Source organism: Collinsella aerofaciens (assembly GCF_028206795.1).
GTDB classification, from domain to species: Bacteria; Actinomycetota; Coriobacteriia; order Coriobacteriales; family Coriobacteriaceae; genus Collinsella; species Collinsella aerofaciens_AX.
This window is the reverse complement of sequence record NZ_JAQLFJ010000008.1, coordinates 61724-79168: the sequence shown is the minus strand read 5'-3', so window position 1 is coordinate 79168 and position 17445 is coordinate 61724. Positions and strand designations below refer to the sequence as shown.

16 protein-coding genes are annotated in these 17445 nt (G+C 61.5%); 2 read left to right on the top strand and 14 right to left on the bottom strand.

Annotated elements, in window-relative coordinates; translation table 11 throughout:
* Positions 1–92: 92 nt before the first annotated feature.
* The 6 genes from PMX70_RS06770 to tmk all read right to left on the bottom strand — a co-directional run bounded on the left by PMX70_RS06770 (position 93) and on the right by tmk (position 7383).
* Positions 93–1118, bottom strand: a complete 1026-nt coding sequence (locus PMX70_RS06770; protein WP_233504131.1) for a substrate-binding periplasmic protein — start codon at positions 1116–1118, stop codon at positions 93–95.
* A gap of 732 nt (positions 1119–1850) precedes the next feature.
* Entirely contained in the window at positions 1851–2960 is a 1110-nt protein-coding gene (locus PMX70_RS06765) for a hypothetical protein (protein ID WP_148332695.1), read from the bottom strand.
* Between the two features lie 10 nt (positions 2961–2970).
* On the bottom strand, positions 2971–3777 hold the full coding sequence (locus tag PMX70_RS06760) for a ComF family protein (RefSeq protein WP_271743197.1): 807 nt from the start codon (positions 3775–3777) through the stop codon (positions 2971–2973).
* Between the two features lie 102 nt (positions 3778–3879).
* The gene (locus PMX70_RS06755; protein WP_271743196.1) at positions 3880–5580 is read right to left on the bottom strand and encodes a PSP1 domain-containing protein; all 1701 of its coding nucleotides are present in this window, start codon (positions 5578–5580) and stop codon (positions 3880–3882) included.
* A complete protein-coding gene (locus PMX70_RS06750) occupies positions 5571–6698 on the bottom strand; it encodes a DNA polymerase III subunit (RefSeq protein ID WP_117772886.1) in 1128 nt (375 codons plus the stop codon). Before PMX70_RS06750 ends, PMX70_RS06755 begins: the two co-directional genes overlap by 10 nt.
* Before the next feature lies 1 nt (position 6699).
* Positions 6700–7383 carry a dTMP kinase gene (gene tmk / locus PMX70_RS06745; RefSeq protein ID WP_117772884.1) on the bottom strand — a complete coding sequence of 228 codons (684 nt, stop codon included), beginning with the start codon at positions 7381–7383 and terminating at the stop codon, positions 6700–6702.
* 240 nt (positions 7384–7623) lie between these two features.
* Here tmk and PMX70_RS06740 point away from each other — a divergent pair, with 240 nt between their 5' ends.
* Positions 7624–8607 (top strand): zinc-ribbon domain-containing protein, encoded by a 984-nt coding sequence (locus PMX70_RS06740; RefSeq protein ID WP_117565016.1) that lies wholly within the window; start codon positions 7624–7626, stop codon positions 8605–8607.
* Between the two features lie 529 nt (positions 8608–9136).
* On the opposite strand, the gene PMX70_RS06735 is transcribed toward PMX70_RS06740, so the two are convergent.
* The 8 genes from PMX70_RS06735 to PMX70_RS06700 form a co-directional block, all read right to left on the bottom strand.
* A complete protein-coding gene (locus PMX70_RS06735; RefSeq protein WP_117654912.1) occupies positions 9137–9640 on the bottom strand; it encodes a DUF5626 family protein in 504 nt (167 codons plus the stop codon).
* Between the two features lie 315 nt (positions 9641–9955).
* Positions 9956–12565 carry a DNA topoisomerase I gene (locus PMX70_RS06730; RefSeq protein ID WP_271743195.1) on the bottom strand — a complete coding sequence of 870 codons (2610 nt, stop codon included), beginning with the start codon at positions 12563–12565 and terminating at the stop codon, positions 9956–9958.
* Between the two features lie 54 nt (positions 12566–12619).
* Positions 12620–13303 (bottom strand): hydrogenase nickel incorporation protein HypB, encoded by a 684-nt coding sequence (hypB, locus tag PMX70_RS06725; protein ID WP_271743194.1) that lies wholly within the window; start codon positions 13301–13303, stop codon positions 12620–12622.
* Positions 13304–13358: 55 nt separating this feature from the next.
* Entirely contained in the window at positions 13359–13715 is a 357-nt protein-coding gene (hypA, locus tag PMX70_RS06720) for a hydrogenase maturation nickel metallochaperone HypA (protein WP_022093859.1), read from the bottom strand.
* A gap of 6 nt (positions 13716–13721) precedes the next feature.
* Complete coding sequence (tatC, locus tag PMX70_RS06715; RefSeq protein WP_055285525.1) at positions 13722–14513, bottom strand: twin-arginine translocase subunit TatC; 792 nt, start codon at positions 14511–14513, stop codon at positions 13722–13724.
* Positions 14513–15085, bottom strand: a complete 573-nt coding sequence (locus PMX70_RS06710; RefSeq protein ID WP_158566546.1) for a twin-arginine translocase TatA/TatE family subunit — start codon at positions 15083–15085, stop codon at positions 14513–14515. Before PMX70_RS06710 ends, tatC begins: the two co-directional genes overlap by 1 nt.
* A 153-nt stretch (positions 15086–15238) precedes the next feature.
* Positions 15239–15553 carry an STAS domain-containing protein gene (locus PMX70_RS06705; RefSeq protein WP_117654909.1) on the bottom strand — a complete coding sequence of 105 codons (315 nt, stop codon included), beginning with the start codon at positions 15551–15553 and terminating at the stop codon, positions 15239–15241.
* A gap of 51 nt (positions 15554–15604) precedes the next feature.
* Positions 15605–16909, bottom strand: coding sequence for an aspartate aminotransferase type Ic (locus PMX70_RS06700; protein ID WP_195644324.1), 1305 nt, complete (start codon positions 16907–16909; stop codon positions 15605–15607).
* Between the two features lie 149 nt (positions 16910–17058).
* Here PMX70_RS06700 and PMX70_RS06695 point away from each other — a divergent pair, with 149 nt between their 5' ends.
* Complete coding sequence (locus PMX70_RS06695; RefSeq protein WP_117772872.1) at positions 17059–17313, top strand: hypothetical protein; 255 nt, start codon at positions 17059–17061, stop codon at positions 17311–17313.
* The last annotated feature ends 132 nt before the right edge of the window (positions 17314–17445 follow it).

Below are 17445 nucleotides of genomic sequence, written 5' to 3'. Positions count from 1 at the left end.
GGGCTCCCCTATTGGGGAAGCCCGGCAGTGCGTGTTGAAACCGTGAAGGGGCATCTCTCCTAGCGCATAGGAGACGCCACCCCTAGCAATAACTAGCTATTAAGCTTGTTAATGTCGTCGTCGGTGATGGTGTCTTCCTGGCTGGACGATTTGTCTTCGGAGGATGCGGTCTCATTGTTGGAATCGGAGGACTCGCTGCCGGAGGATGTGGTCTCGCTGGACTCAGAGTCGCCCGGCTGCACGTTAGCGCCCGAAACCGTCTTAGTGGTGAGGTCGTAGGGCATCGTGCCGTACCAGACGCAGTGGACCGCCTCGAGCGTGCCGTCGGCCGTAATACCGTCGAGGGCATCGCTCACGGCACGGCACAGTTCGTCATTGGACGAAAGGCCTGCAACACCAAGCGTCGAGGGCGCCTCGAGCGCACCGACATAGGAGATCTCGCTCATCAGGCGTGCAAGGTAGCCGCCGGCCGTGGAGTCGCAGATCACATAGTCGACTTCGCCGGACTCGAGCGCCTCAAAGCACTCGTTGATGTTGGAGTAAGTCTTTTGGTTGGCGGTGATGCTCTGCTTAGCAAGCGCCTCCTGCGAGGCCGAGGACATCTGGATACCCAGAGTAGACGTGTTAAGGGTATCGGTGGAAACGCTTAGCGACCCACCATCGCTGGTTTTACCGAACACGGAAGCGGCATCGTACAGGCAGGTGCCGAGCGAGCTAACGTCCCCATCCGTGGAGTTGATCTCGCCGATAAAGATATCAGCCTTTTTGTCACCGAGCGCGGAACCTGCCGAGGACGCATCGACAAAGGCGACCTTAAGGCCCATGCGGCTTGCGAGGGCGCGGGCAGCGTCGACTGCATACCCCGTGAGCTCGCCGTCAGCGCCCTGCATGGCCTGCGGCGCATCGGAGGTATCGAGGGCAACCGTCAGGGTACCGGGGGTGACCAGGGCATCATCCGACACCGCGGGCGTGACGGTCTCGTACTCGATCTGGTCGATCGTGGGAGTCGTGAACGTAGACAGCGGGTTGAACGCGCATCCGCTCAGGCCCAAAACGGCGATGACCGCTGCGGTCCCAGCACCTAACCGAGCCGCGTGCATCAAGCTGCCCCTCACCATGTCCACTACCCTGCCTTCTGTGTCGTATACGATCCGTGCGTTGCGCGGAATATCAGATTGTTCCCACCAGCTGACCTGGTATTTGACCCCACACTTGCGCACCGGGGTGTTTGCTCGGGAGGCCGCAGCCACCTTCACGACTGGCCCGCTCGCCCGCGAGGCGGTATTGCCCCAAAGAAAGTAGAACGGACGGTGCGGCTTACATCTAGGACGCGCCATGATCGCGCCGCGCGCACGCGGTCGCTTACGTGGATCCCTTTGACCGCGTCTGTCTTGGACTAGGACGGGCATTTCGTCCGTCCGCAACCACAGCCTGGCAGGAACGTAGCGCATTATAGCTAAGTTCAAGCTAAAGATTAAGGTTAGGGGCGTCATTCGCACCGTGAGCACAGATTTTGCAGGTCGGAGCGGACCGCACGCGCCCCCATGAAGCCCGAAGCTCCCCTACGGTGAGTTCCGGGACACCCTTCTTAGGGTGCCGTGGCCAAAAAATGGCAAATATGAGTACTGTTAGCAATTTAGTAACAGGCAATTTTGGCCTCTCGGACAGATTATGCGCTCAGTGTCGCCAACCTGATGCTTAGTTATTCTACATTTGTTTATTATCTTCTTACTTTATGACGCCTCCGAGCCCTAAATTCCTTGATTTTGCTGTTATTGATTTAGTGACAGTACTCATATTTGCCATATTTTGGCCAGGGCATATGATTAACCCCCTATTTTCGACGTGAATTAGACCGGCTTAAGCCCAAAACACGCCCGCAGCGTGTTAAGCAACGCCTCTTGCTTCTTCCTGCGGGCATCGACACGATTCCGGTACCGCTTTCGCATACGCTGGTGCATGCGCCATGCGAGCGCTTCCATCGCTTCCATGTCACAGAGCATTTCGTTATTGACCGTCGCGACCTCGATTCCCATAGTAATCAAGCCCGTGTTGCGCTTTTCATCATGGATACGTCCCCTCCGAGAGGAATGGCCCAGCTCACCGTTGTATTCCAGGTCAAACCGGGCTGCCTCTTGATACGCATCGCAAACTGCATGGGGCATCCCCGAGATTGCCTGCGCACGGTCATCAAACTCGATCTTGTAGTCGGTCTTAAAAGGTCCGCAGGCAAACCCGCCATAGGAAAACGGAAGCGAAAACAGGGCGAGCATGATGCACTCCATGGGCGAGAGCAGGTTTTCTGACAGGTAGGGACACAGACGCAGCAGCTGTTTGGCCACATTCCCCTTGCATGCCGCAAGGTAATCTGCCAGGCGATCGGGCGTCAGCGCCGGCTCGACTTCAAAGTAGCCCACGTCTGCTGGCTGGTCCTTGTCCTTTGCAAGTTTATTCGTAACAGGCGAGGTGTAGGGAGGCAGATACTTCCCGCGGTCGCTCAGTGAAATCTTAGAGCACAGCTCTTGGGCCAGGGCAAATGCCTGGATACAGCCAAGTTCGCGCGCAACGGCAAGGCAGAGGGCCTCGGGAGACAAGCTGTACACCCCCGGTTCCACCTCTAGAATCGAGCCGGCGGGCAACCCGGAACACACGGACCAGCCTACGCTAGGCATGCGGCGGCGCTGCGCCGCAGATCCCACCAGCAAGCACAGATCTTCTTGCACCTCGCCACTTTTGGCTCCAATTCGCACCAAGTCAGGAAGATAGATATCCTCGGTCGAGGGCGACGACGTGCGCAGCACACGGCGCTCATCATCGGGATTAAGGTCCTTCCAGCTGATATAGCCCATCTGCCGGCGCTCGGCGCGCATCATGCGCAGCGCTGAAGCGCCTGTTAGGATTACGGAAGCCGCTAGCTGTTCGCCTGTCGGCTCGTTGCGCCGCTCAATCTTCACTGCCACAAAACCACCCCTACCAAACACGTGCGATAGCAAGGCCATCGACTGCCGCAGCGCCGGCACGCTTGAGCTCCGCCGAGGCTGCTGCCATGGTCGCGCCCGTGGTGATAACGTCATCGATAAGCAGTAAGCGGCGGCCGTGCACGTCCTCAACCGTCTCGTACATGCCTTGGGCACGCTCGCGACGCTCCTCACGACCGAGTTCGCGCTGGTCGCCATGCCCGTACTTGACGAGGGCATCGAGCAGGGGAACACCCGACAGCTCGCAAAATGGGCGCGCAATGGCCTCCATATGATCGAAACCACGCCGCCGAAACGCTGCCGCCGTCGCAGGCACAAACACCACCGCATCCGCACCGGACAGCACACCTCCTAAGCGATCGGGCGCTACGACCTGGGCATGCAGGGCGGTGTCGTAGAGCAGCTCCGCCAGATACGGAGCCAGACGTCGCTCGCCCGCATCCTTGTACGCTTTAATGATGCGCGGCAGCGGATGCGCATAGACGGCGCACGCCAGGCAGCGATCGAGCGCCTCCGCCATTGCCGAGGACGTGCCCTCGACCGAACACTCAGTGCACAGCAAATCCCCAAACGGGGCGCCGCATCGGGTGCAGCTATGACGTGGGTCGATGAGCGTGAGCGCAGCCAGGCAGTCTTGGCAAATAAGCGTACCGGCGCGCTCGCAGCCGGCACATCGTGTTGGCGACAATGCCTCGAGCGCCTCGCGTGCCACCCGCTCGGCAAACGGTAGTAATTCGTCCGCAAACGGTAGGGCACCGGCACCCTGCAGACAGCTCAATATGTTCAGATGGCTCTTCACGACACAACCCTCCCTACGTTCGATCGCAGGGAGGGTTGTTGATTCAGCGCTATGGTACCCCGACGCGATTGGGGCAAGGCTGGTTAAATCCGCTCGCGGGCGTTATTCGCCGGCAGGCGGTTGTGGTGCAGACGAAGACGGGGCCGAGCCCTCGCCACCATCCTGGCGCGGCTTGCGGGAACGGCGACGGCGACGGCGCTTTTGACCCTGGTCGGCCGAGCCCTCGCCACCGCGATCCTCGCGCGGCTCGCGCTCGTCGCGAGCGGCGCCACGCGAAGCCTTGGCAGCCGCTCCCCCGCCATCTCCGGGACGACGGCGCGTGACCTTGACCTCGCCATCCGAGACCTGATCGGCAACGGAGGGCACTGAGGGCTTCTGCTGCGCGCCCGAGGAATGGCGACGACGCGGACGCGGTGCGCGCTCCTCCTCGCCACGTGACTTGCCGCCCTTGTCGGCAGGCGCGTCGGAGGCCGAGGCGCCCTTGGAAGCGGCACCAGCCTCGCGAGCAACTGCGGCGCGGAAGGCGTCCTCGCGCTCCTCGCTCGACAGATGACGGCGACGACGGCGCGTGGGGTTCATGCCACCGCCGCGGTTTTGCTGCTGGGGCTGTTGAACCTCGCGCTCGCGAGCTCCGTTCTTGCCGGCGGCTGCGGCCTCGCCGACATCGCCCGAGCCCGCGCGCTTGCGACGACGACGGCCACCGGCGGCCTCCTCGGCCTCAGGCGTTGCGGCATTGCCACGGCCCTTTCCGCGGCCACGACCCTCGCCCTGCCCCTGACCGGCGCGGGCATCGGAATCGGCATCGCGACGACGGCGCTTGGGCATCGACGTGCCAGCAAGACGGTCGGCGCTCGACAGGCCATCGCCCACGTCGACGCCGTTCTCGCGGTCGAGCTCCATGAGCGCCAGGCGCATCTCGGGCGACTCGATGCGCTCGAGCACGTCGCGCGTCACGCAGTCGGGGCGGCAGCTGCAGCCCTGCTCGGCGGCCTTCTTTTTGCAGCCCTCCGAGCGGGTCATATCAGCCAGGTTGACCTTAAAGACCTTGCCGTTCTCCAGGCGCAGCACCAGCTGCTCGCGCGGCGTGTCATATTCCTGAATACGCGCCTTGCCGAGCGGCGTATCGATAAGCGTCTTCTTTTTGGGCGCGCGGCTCTTAAAGTCCTTGTAGGCCTCGAACTCGTAGCGCAGGCAGCACATCAGGCGGCCGCAAACGCCGCTGATCTTGGAGGAATTGAGCGGCAGGTCCTGCTCTTTTGCCATGCGGATCGAGACGGGCTCAAACTGTCCGCCAAAGCGCGTGCAACAGAGCTCCTGGCCGCACTGGGCATAGCCGCCCACCAGGCGAGTCTCGTCGCGCACGCCGATCTGGCGCATGTCGACGCGAATGTGCAGCGTCGAGGACAGATCCTTGACGAGCTGGCGAAAATCGACGCGTTCCTCGGCCGCAAAGTAGAACACGGCCTTCTCGCCGCCAAACAGGTACTCCACGCCGACCGGCTTCATCTCGAGGTCGAGCTCCTTGACCAGGCGACGGAAATCGACCATGGCCTCGTCGCCCTGGATGGCCAGATCATCGGCAAGCTGCAGGTCGATGTCGCTCGCCACGCGCAGCACGGGCTTGAGCGGCTGGCCGATCTCGTCCTGCGGTACCTCGAAGGGATCGGCCGTGACCAGGCCGATCTCGGTTCCGCGCTCGGTGGAGCAGATGGCATAATCGGCCTCGAGGATATCCAAATCCTGCGGGTCGAACCACAGGTCGCGCGAGGCGTAGGTAAACTTAACGGGTACGACTAACGGCATTTCAGTGCCTTCCTGATATCGAACAGCATGACCTCGATGGCCAGCTGGGGAGTAACGTTTCTGGCGATGTTGCGCTCGGCGGTTGCGACCGCTTCGAGCGCCTGGGTGGCACCCGCAACATTGGTCGCGGCGGCAAGCCGACCGATCGTGTCGCGCACATCCTCGTTCACGACGTCGGCCGCCTCATCCTGAAGCGTCAGCAGCACGTCGCGCATGAGCGTCCGCGCGCTCGCCAGCGCTTCCATGATACCCGAACGCTCGCGCGCGTTGAGTTCGCGCTTGTTGCGGTCCTCAAGCTGCTTCAATGCTCCACGCGACAGGTAGTCGGCATTTTGCTCGAGCACCTTTTCCTGCGTGGACTTGACCTCGGCCAACGGCGCCTTGACGGCGACGATGAGCGACTTGGCACGGCTGAGTACATCGGCCTCGTCGGCGGCAATGAGTGAGTCGATGGCACGGATCATCTGGCGACGGGCGTCCTGGCGCTCGGCGCTCTTGAGGAACTCGATACCACGCGTGGGGCTTCCCGCCACGGCGACGGCCATGCGGCAGCGCGCGGGATCCTGCCCGGTGGCGCGGCTCACGACCTGCGCGGCCACGGTGGGAGACACCAGCCGAAACGGCACACACTGGCAGCGGCTCACGATGGTGGGCAGCATCACGTCTGCCGAGGTACCCAACAGGATGAACATGACGCCCTCGGGCGGCTCCTCGAGCGTTTTGAGCAGCGCGTTGGCGGTGTTGGCGCGCAGCTGCTCGGCACGGTCGATGATGTAGACCTTTGCCTTGGCGCGGATGGGCGCCAGCGGCACGTCGTCGAGCAGCTCGCGGGTCTGGGCGATGAGGTAACCCGTGGCGCTCTCGGGCGTGTAATAGTGCACGTCGGGATGCGTATGTCGAGAGACGCGCACGCAGCTGTCGCATGCGCCGCAGCCGTCCTGCTCGCACAGGAAGGCTTGGGCGAGCGCCCACGCGGCGTCGAGCTTGCCCGCGCCGGGCGCGCCCAAAAACAGGTAGGCGTGCGACGCGCGACCGCTAGCGACGGCATTGGTCAAAAAGTCGCGCACGCGCTCTTGGGTGTCGAGCTTGGCCAGCAGGCTTGCCTGAGCGGGGGCCATGCTACTCGGCCTCCTTGGCAAGCGCGGCGGCAACGGCTTCCTGCGGAATGTCGAGACCATACGCGCGAACCTGCTCGACCGTCTTCTCGAAGACTTCCTCGACGGTCGCAGTGGCGTCGATGAGCTTTACGCGGTTTGGCTCCTCGGCAGCGATTGCGCAAAAGCCCTGGTAGACACGCTCCTGGAATGCCACGCCTTTTGCCTCCATGCGATCTGCCGCGCCACGGGCTGCCATGCGCAGCGCCGCCTGCTCGGGCGCGATGTGATAGACGAGTGTGAGCGCCGGGTGCGTACCCGCGACGGCCAGGTTGTTGGCGTCGCGCACTATCTGGCGATCGAGGCCATCGGCAAACGCCTGGTAGCAGGTCGTGGAATCGTAGAAGCGATCGCACAGGACCACCTTGCCGGCAGCGAGGGCGGGCGCGATGACCTCGTGCACCAGCTGGGCACGCGCAGCCTCGTAGAGCAACAGCTCGCAGGTATCGCCCATCGTCGTGTTGGCAGGGTCGAGCAGCAGGGCGCGAATCTTTTCGCTGATGGCAGTGCCGCCCGGCTCACGCAGGGTCACAACCTGGTAGCCGGCAAGGTCGAGCGCACGGGCAAGCAGGCGCGCCTGCGTGGACTTGCCGGCACCGTCGACGCCCTCGAGCGTGATAAAGCTATGTTGAGCAGGCTCAAAAGCCATGGGCGCAGCCCCTTCCTACAAGGCGCGTAAATGCGAGTTATAGCAACCAAGCCATGATACCCCAGTGCTCGGCACGTCCCCAATGGCTAAAGGCGCCTTTCCAAAGTTGCGGTGAAATAGGGACTGATTGAAGCTCTGAGACCGCCAAACAGTCCCTATTTCACCGCAACGTATGATGGGGAATTTTGGATGCTGGGTATAATCGTCGTATTGCATTGAAATGTGGCGAAAGGAGTGGCAATGTCTCGGTATTGCGCCTCGTGCGGCAAGCTTCTTGAAGATAATGCCAAGTTCTGCACCTCGTGCGGTGCACCCGTTGAGCAAACAGCCGCGAGCGATAGCCAGCCCGCTTTTGAGCAGACCGGCTCCCTTGATACGCCGCAAGCCAAGGCGGACGACCCCCTCGCCTATAGCCCCGACCCCGCCGCAAGGACCGAGGCCGTCGAGACCACGCAGCGCATACCCGTCGCGAGCGGCTCGCCCCAACAGCAGCCGGCTCCCGCATACGCGCCCGCTTCGCCACAGACCCCCGCTCCCAAAAAGAGCGGCACCGGGCCGCTTATCGCCGTTATCGTTGTGCTGGTGGCGATCATCATCGCCCTGGTCATCTTCTTTGCGATCAGACCGTTCGACAACGCCGCCACGCAGACGACTGCCGAGGTAGCTAAGCTGCACCATGACGTCGACGACGATGACCTAAAGCCTCTCGGCAATCCCAACAGCCTGTACGACGATGATGACGATGACGACGAGGATGGCGGCGAAGCAACGCTCTCCGAGCAGAACCTCTACCGTCGCCTGAGCGAATACTACGACCTGCTCGAAGATCTCGACAGCCAGGTCCGTGGCTGCGCGCAGAACTTCAACGGCAACTATCTGGAAGAGGATCGAACCACCCGTCAAAATCTCGCCGACGTCGCCGAGCGCACGGAGGACACCATCGAGCAGTATTACGACATCGTCGAGGACCTGGACGTCCCGACGAGCTCCAAGAACTACAGCTCCTGGAAGGATATCATCGCCCTGTACGACGACCTGGATCACCGCATTGACGCAATCTGTGATGCCTGGGAGATCAGCCTGAAATACGCCAAGCCTGCGGACCACAAGAATGAGATCGTGGCGCCGCTGTCGCGCGACAACGTGGCGGGCACCAATGACAATAAGTACCGCCTAGACTTTGAGGAGCGCTATCCCGGCGCTAAGCCTGTCGAGGTGAACTAGTCGCATGCGACGTTCTTAAACGACTAGTCATTAAAGAACGTCCCCAATGACTACCTGAGGCGGCAGTTGGGGACGTTCCTAAACTGCCGGCAGAAAAGGACAGTCCTTGCCAACCCGGACGGCAAACCGGCCAATCGGCAAGGGCTGTCCCCGATCGCTAGTCGTTTAAGAACATCCACGACGACCGGGTGGCAAGGAGTCTCCCCAAGCACCGGCTGGAAAGGAACGTCCCCAGGTGACGGGTCGTGGATAGGCGTGGATTTGGCGCTGATGCGGTCTCAGTCATAGAAAAATCCTCTCCGCCCACAGATAAGCAGACAGAGAGGATGGCACCCGCTGAAATGGATTCGAAATCGAGCGGACTGACCGCCTACTCTTGTTTGGTTCGTTCAATAACCTTTTTGAGAGCCTTTATCAACTTGCAAACGAGATAGATCACCGCAGCGACGATCCCGATCTCAACCAGAACTATTGCCAGGAGGGAAACCTCTCCGCCAATGTTGATCTTGCCCAACACGCCCATATTGAATCACGCTAGATATGTATGCAGCCGAGAGCCATTTATTTCAGCTCCAAGAGTATAAGTCGCAGACGCCATACCGCCTACTCCGGTAAAAAGAAAGCTCCACTTTGTTCGTTTGGAAGAAAAACTCTTACTGAAATTCGATAAGGCACCGCCAACGGAAGATGCTTTATGGCCCCACCACGATGTAATGTTGTAGTTCTTGATTGATATCCAGTACTCAGCATCGAGCACTCCAGTATAGAAGTAAACCTTCCAATTCCCATCAGTAGCGTTGTAGTAGCCGTCCCAAATCGGGGCAACATCAGCTTGCTCTTTCTCTATCCCAAAAACACCTGTAGAGCCATCTGACAGCTCGATAGTACGTTCTTGTTTCGGCCCATCATTCAAATCGAAGCATGCGTCGGCGGGCGTCAAATACTCAGAAGCATTTGCGGAGGGCAATAAAATAAATCCGGTGGCGAAAAATAGGACAACCATTGCTAACAACAACTTGGGCATTTTTTTCATCATGTCCTCCTGTCACGTGTCATATGTAACGACAGCCGCGGCAATTTAATTATCGCCTGGTTCTGACAATTTATTTTCCGGCACAGCAACTAATCCGCAAAAGGCGCCATTTTGTCCGTTAGCGGTTTCTTTTTTATCAACAGACGACCAGGTTCCGACAACTATGTATCGGGGGCGCTCTTAAACGGCTGGTCGTTGGGCGCACTCTTTCGCCGCCCGGCAGAAAAGGAACGTCCCTAACTGCCGGATAAAAAACGAGCGAGGATCTTGAGGTCCTCGCTCGTTTTTGTTCTAGGTGATGTTTCGACCGTGCGGCTACTTGTCGGCAGCGGTCTTTTTGGCAGTCGACTTCTTCGCAGTCGACTTCTTCGCGGTCGTCTTCTTGGCGGCAGTGGCTTTCTTAGCCGTCGTCTTCTTGGCCGCGGTCGTCTTCTTTGTCGTGCTCGCCTTGGTCGCAGTCTTGCGGCCGCGGGCGGGCTTCTTCTCCTTGGTCGGGCAGTCCATGTTGACGCAGATACGCCATGGACCGCGCGCCGTGTTGACCACCACGATGGGGGCGCCGCACTCGGGACAGGTCTCGCCCGTCGCCTCGAGCTTGCCACGCGCCGGCAGCGGATAGCTCACGCCGCAGTCATCGTAGTTGGTGCAGCGGATAAAGCGCTTGCCGCTCTTCTCGCTCTTGTGTGCAATCAGGTCGCCATGGCGTCCGGCCTCGGCACACACCTTGCACTCGCCCACCTTAAGATCGGGCTCGTAGTTGGTGGGGCACGTGGGGTTCACGCAAATCTCGAAGGCCTTCTGGCGGAACGGCTGGCACTTAATGCGCGGCGCGCCGCACTCGGGGCACACGGCGGCCTCGCCCTCGAGCGGGCTCACCTTGACGCCGCTCGGCACCGGATAGGTCACGTCGCAGTCGGGCCAGCCCATGCAGCCAATGAAGCTGCCACGGGTCTTTGCGCTCGTCTTCATAACCAGGTCCTTGCCGCACTTGGGGCAGGCGCCCACGCGCGCATCAGCCGTGACGGCGTCGCTGATGGCGTCGCCGAGCTCCTGCGTATGCTTGAGCAGCTCGTCGAGCACGCCGGCCAGCAGCGCACGCGAGTGCGTCACGACATGCTCTTCGGTGTCCTCGCCGCGCTCGACGCGAGTCATGTCGCCGTCGAGCTCGCTGGTCATATCGGGGCTCGTGATGCGCGGGGCAAACTGCGTCAGCGCATCGATAATGGCAATACCCAGCTGGCTCGGCTCCACGGGATCATTTTTGAGATAGCGCACGGCATACAGGCGCTCGATGATGCTCGCGCGCGTGGACTTGGTACCCAGGCCGCGCTTCTCCATCTCCTGCACGAGCTTGCCCTGGCTGTAACGCGCGGGCGGCTCAGTCTGCTTGGCCTCGAGCTTAATGTCGAACACGTCGACCGTATCGCCCTGCTCCAGCGGCGGCATCTGCTCGTCGCGTTTAAGGCCGTACGGATAGGCCTCGCGAAAACCCGGGGTCACGAGCACGTCGCCCGAGGCCACAAACGGCTCGCCGTTGACGTCGAGCTCGAGCTTGGTGTTCTCGATGGTCGCAGGACCCATAAGCGTCGCCAGGAAGCGGCGGGCGATGAGGTCGTAGAGCTTGCGCTGGCCGCCATCGAGCGTGGACGGATCGCCCTCGCCCGTGGGGTAGATAGGCGGGTGGTCGGTGGTCTCGACCTTGCCGCGCGTGGGCTTCATGGGGCCGGCGAGCACCTTTTTGCACACGGGCGCCAGCGCCGGGTTGATCTTTGCCAGGTCACTCACCACGGCGCCCAAATCGAGCGTCGCGGGATACACGGTGTTGTCGACACGCGGATAGCTGATGAGGCCCGCCATGTAGAGGGACTCGGCGATGCGCATCGTACGCGCAGGCGAGATGCCCTCGGCCGCGGCGGCAGCCTGCAGCGAGGTCGTCGCAAACGGCGTGGGCGGCTGCTGCTTGCGCGAGCGCTTGGTCACCGCGGCGACGGTTGCCGTCGTAGCGCCGTCAACGTGACCGTACGCCGTCTCAGCAGCATCCTTGTCGGTAAAGCGCGCCGTCTTGTGCGCGATCTTAAAGCGATCGTCCTCGGCAGCGCCTTGCGCGGCTCCCATGCCGCGAATCTGCCAATAGTCCTCGGGCACAAACGCCATGCGCTCGCGCTCGCGCTCGACCACCAGGGCAAGCGTCGGCGTCTGCACGCGGCCGGCGGAACGCACGTTGCCAAAGCCGCCAAACTTGGCGAGCGTCAGGTAGCGCGTGAGCACCGCACCCCAAATGAGGTCGATGTGCTGACGGCTCTCGCCGGCGTCGGCCAGGTTCTGGTCGAGCGAGACAAGGTTATCGAAGGCCTGCGTGATCTCGGCCTTGGTAAACGAAGAATACTGGGCGCGGGCGACCGGCAAGTCGGGCGCCACCTCGCGCACCTTGTTGAGGGCGTCCGAACCGATCAGCTCGCCCTCGCGATCGAAGTCCGTGGCGATGATGACGCTGTCGGACTTCTTGGCCAGGTTCTTGAGCGAGCGAATGAGTTCCTTCTCAGCCGGCAGCTTAATGACAGGCGCCCAGGTGAGATAGGGCAGGCTCTCGAGCTTCCAACCCTTGATGGAGATGCCGTCGGCAAGGAACGGCTTGCGCTTGGTGTCGTAGGGCGGACGTGCCAGACCATCGGGCATATCGGCCGGCAGCATCTCGCCGTCCTCGGTGACCGAATACCAGCCCAGCTTTTTATCGAACAGCACGCTGTCGCAAAAATCGGGCGCAAGGATGTGACCGGCAAGACCGATCGTCACGCACTCCTCGCCCTTCCACTCAAAACGGTAGATGGCGGTGTTGTACACCTTGTCCTTTTTGGGTTTGCCCGTGGACAGACGCTCGGCGATCTGACGCGCGGCGTCGTTTTTCTCGGCGATGATGAGCTTCAAAAGAGGCTCCTATCTCGTGTGTCTGCGGCTGCGCCCGCCCTCTTGGCGGCCGACTTACGCCCTTGCTTGCTCAATCTGCCCGATGAGCCAATCGCACCAGGCATCCATGCCCTCGCCCTTGCGCGCGCTCACGGCAAACCGCGGCGCCTGCGGATTGAGGTCATCGAGTGTCTTAGTATACCTATCCATGTCAAAATCGAAAGCCGGGGCCACGTCGACCTTATTGAGCAGCTGCGCGCCGGCGTGCTGGAAGATGCCCGGGTACTTGATGGGCTTGTCATCGCCCTCGGGCACCGATAGGATCATGATGGACAGGTTCTCGCCCAGGTCAAAGTCGACCGGGCAGACCAGGTTACCCACATTTTCGATAAAGATGACGTCGATTTTCTCCAGACCGACGGCCTGGTCGAAGGCATCGACGGCCTCCATGATCATGTTGCCCTCGAGGTGGCACAGGCCGCCCGTGTTGATCTGAATGGCGGGCATGCCGGCTTCCTTCATGGTGATGGCGTCGACGTCCGAGGCGATATCGCCCTCGATGACAGCACAGCGCAGGCCGGCTTTGTCACGCAGGCGCTCGTTGGTGCCCAGAATCGTGGTGGTCTTACCCGAGCCGGGGCTCGACAGCACATTGATCACGTAGGTGTTTGTCTCATTAAATCGCTGACGCAGCTGATCTGCCAGGCGCTCGTTGCGCGACAGAATCGGCGATGCAATATCAATCGTTTTCTCGGCCATACTTAGCGCTCCTTACTTTGGCCCCTTTATACCCCATCACCAGATGGCTAGCGGGCTAATCGTCGGGGGTTTCGATTTCGATACTTGCGATATCGAGCTCGCGGCCGTGCAGTAGGCGCACGTTGGCACCACCACACTGAGGACAGCGACAGTGGAAGCGATCGTGGTCGAAAACCTCGCCGCAGTCCAGACACTCGCTTTGTGGATGGACCTCCTCCACGGCAAGCTCGCAGCCGCGCGTGAGCGGGTCCTCGTCGCGAAACGTCTCCCACGCAAAGTCGAGCGCCTCGCGCACAACTTCGGTCATATCCCCGATACGCAGCGTTACCAAAACGGCGCGCGAGGCCCCCGCCCCACGCGCCGCGCGAATCACTGTATCGAGTATGCCGTTGACAATGCCAACCTCGTGCATACCGATTTACTCCTCGTCGTCCTCGTCGTCCGAGAACAGGTCCAGACGGCTCACGAACAGGCCCTCCTTGCCCTCGCGCGCGGTAATGACCACGCGAGCGATGGCGAGCGAAATCTCGTAGAGCGAGAGCAGGGCGCCATACATGAGACCCAGCGTAACGGGCGAGCCGTCGGGCGTAATCACAGCCGAACCCACGAGCAGGCCTACGTACACGTAGCGCCAGGCGCTGCGGAAGGCCGCATAGGACACGATGTGGAAAACGGACAGGTAGAAGATGATGAGCGGCAGCTCAAACGCCACACCAAAGCCGATCATAAAGAGCAGCTCCATGTTGACGTAGTTCTCCAGGTCGGGCAGCGCCGTGGCGACGGCCGAGGTCTCGCCGATGAGCCACTCAAAGCCCGCCGGGATGATGATGAAGTAGCAGAAGATGGCACCCAGGAAGAACAGCACCGTCGAGGCGAGCACCGTGGGCACAACCCACTTGCGCTCGTTGGGGCGCAGTGCCGGCAGGAAAAATGCCAGAATCTGCCAGATGATCATGGGCGTGCACATGACCACGGCCATCTTGATGGCAAGCGAGAAGCGCAGGCCAAAGCCGCCGAGCGTGGTGGTGATGTAAAACTTACCGTCCGGCACAAAGGAGCGGATGGGGTCCTCAAGAATATCGAGCACCACGGGCGTGGCAAAGTACAGCACGATGGCGGCGGCAAACACCGAAACGACCACGATGGTCAGGCGGCGACGGAGCTCTCCCAGGTGATCGAAGAGCGGCATGCGCGCAGGTCCGATCGGCATTACTCATCGCCTCCCTTCGGGGCGTCGGCGGCAGCAGCCTCGGCATCGTCCTCGACCTCGAGCTCGCGGGCGAGCTGGTCGACGACGGCCTTGCGCTTGCGGGGACGACGGGCGTAGAGGTCAGCCGTCGTGGGCTCTGCCGGCTCGGGCTCGGGCTCTGCAGCAGGCTCGGGCTCGACGGCAGCAGCAGGCTCTGTACCCTCGGCCTCATCAACAGCGCCTTCGCCCTCAGCAGCACCCTCGCTTGCGGCCTTCTCGGCAGCAAGACGGGCGCGACGCTCGGCAAAGGTCTCCTTCTTGGCGGGCGCTGCCGTCTCGGCGGCATCCTCGTCCACATCGGAATCGTCGTCGGTCGCAGCAGTCTTCTTGGGCTTGACCGGGGCCGACGCGGCCTCGCTCACCGGATCGATAATCTCGGACTGAACAACGGCCGTCATCTTTTCCTGCGTCTCGCGGAACTGACGGATGGCACGGCCGATCGTGCGGCCCATCTGCGGGAGCTTATCCGGGCCAAACAGCAAAAAGCCGAAGACCACGATGATCGCGAGCTCACCCTCTCCAATACCAAACACACATACCTCCAAGGCTCGATGTGAGTCGAGCCCGCACCGCGCCATTCGGCCGGAACTCGTCTATTCATTCGGTCAAGTATAGCGCCCGGACGCCAAAACGTCCGAGCGCATCACAAACATATGCCAAACGGCACGCCCTTTTGGGGGCAAAGATTATGCAGCGGTGATCGAAATCTCCTGGTCGACGCCCAACAGCTGAACCACGCGCATCACCGGGGGCTGCACGTTGACGCAGCCAAAACGCTTGCCGTGGTCGACCGCGTGGTGCGCGGCGCCCACGAGCACGCCAATGCCCGTCGAATCGATGTAGCTCACCTGGGCAAAATCGAGCTCAACGGCCTCGGTGGGCTGCTCGAGCGCCAGGTCGATGGCGTTGCGCAGGCTATCGGCGTTAGAGATATCGATCTCACCGGTCACCTTAATGGTGTAGAGCTCTGGCGTGGGGTTGGTGGAAATACCCAAATCCATGTATACGCTCCTTTACGTATCGAAAGTGCGGATAGTACGGGAAGCCGCGCGTTAGGCGCGCTCGGCACGAGCAAGCTCGGCAGCGACAAGCTTAACGGCCAGCACCAGCACATCGAGCGCGGCCTCCAGGTCCTCGACCGTGGGATAGCTCGGCGCGATGCGGATGTTGGTGTCGCGCGGGTCCTTGCCATAGGGCCAGGTGGCACCGGCCGGCGTGAGCTTGACGCCCAGGTCGGCGCAAAGCGCGGCGACCTTTTGGGCCGAGCCCTCGGGACCATCGAAGCTTACAAAGTAGCCGCCGCGGGGGTGCGTCCAGGTGGCGCAGCCCGTGTCGCCCAAGCCCTCGGTGAGCTTGCGCTCGACGGCCTCAAAGCGCGGACGCAGGAACTCGGCATGCTTTTTCATGTGCTCCTTGACCGCCTCGATGGTGGGAAGGAAACGCACGTGACGCAGCTGGTTGAGCTTATCGGCGCTAATAAGGCCGGCCTTCAGGCGCTTGGAGAACTCGGCGATAACCGCGGGGCTCGCACCGATAAAGCCGATGCCGGCGCCCGGGAAGGTGATCTTGGACGTCGAGGCAAAGGCCACCACACGGTCCTCGGTGCCCGCCGCGCGAGCGAGGTCAAAGATGTTGGCAAGTTCGTCGGTCTCGTCGTACAGGTCATGCACGCAGTAGGCGTTGTCCCAGAAGATGCGGAAATCGGGCGCGGCCGTGGGCATCTCGACTAGGCGGCGCACGGTGTCCTCGCTAAAGGTGATGCCCGTGGGGTTGGAATACTTGGGCACGCACCAGATACCCTTGATGGAGTCGTCGGCAGCAACCAGGCGCTCGACCTCGTCCATGTCGGGGCCGTTGTCGGTCATCGCGACGGGGACATTCTCGATACCCAGATCGGCGGTGATGCCAAAGTGGCGATCGTAGCCGGGAACGGGGCACAGGAACTTGACCTTCTTGCCGTCGTGCGCTGCCTCGTAGGCGTCCCAGGGCTCGCTGCCGCACGAGCCACAGCGCCAGAACATGCCGGCGATGTCGTGCTCAATCAGCAAACTCGACGAGCCCAGCACGAGCGTCTGCTCGGCAGGGCAACCCAGGAACTCCCCCGCCAGCTTGCGTGCCGAGGGAATGCCCTCAAAGCAGCCGTAGTTGGAGCAGTCGACGTTGCCGTCGTGCAGATCGGCATCGGCATTGAGGATATCGAGCATGGGTCGAGAGATGTCCACCTGGGAGGGCGACGGCTTGCCGCGGGCCATGTCGAGCGCCAGGCCCTTGGCCTTGACCTCGGCTACCTCGGCTTTGAGCGCCTCGATGGCGGCATCGAGTTCGGTGGTTTCCATCTTCTGGTAGATCGTCTGCATGGGTGCGACCTTTCGCGAAGCGGTACGTTGCAGTTCGTCTAAGTATAGACCGCCACCGCCGCAACGGTATGAAGCCGTGATAGATTAAGTTCATCGCAATGAATTACGAATCGCCGCGCATGGCGGCGTGGGGCGCCCAAGGAGGCACTATGGAGTACGGATCGTTTAGGGCCGAGGAATTCGGCGACCTGCAGCGCCTGGTCGACGGACTGTTTTACGATCGCCACGCCATCGACCGCCTGGACCTGATCGTGCAGGCCGAGATCTTGGACCTGGCGCCCGATCTCATGGAAATCGTCAACCTGCTACCGCCCGGCTATTACGACCGCCAGTCGCTGTGTGACCAGCTTAACTCGGCCCTAGCCGCCCACGGCTGGGGCGCCGTCTACGGAACCGTGGAATAAGCCTCGAGGCCGGCGATTTGGCCCGCTTCCCGACCTTGGCGAGGCTTGTTTTAGGACTTGTGGCCAAAAAAGGGCAAATTTGTGGCCAAAAAAGGGCAAATATGAGTACTGTTACCTTTTTAGTAGCAGCGA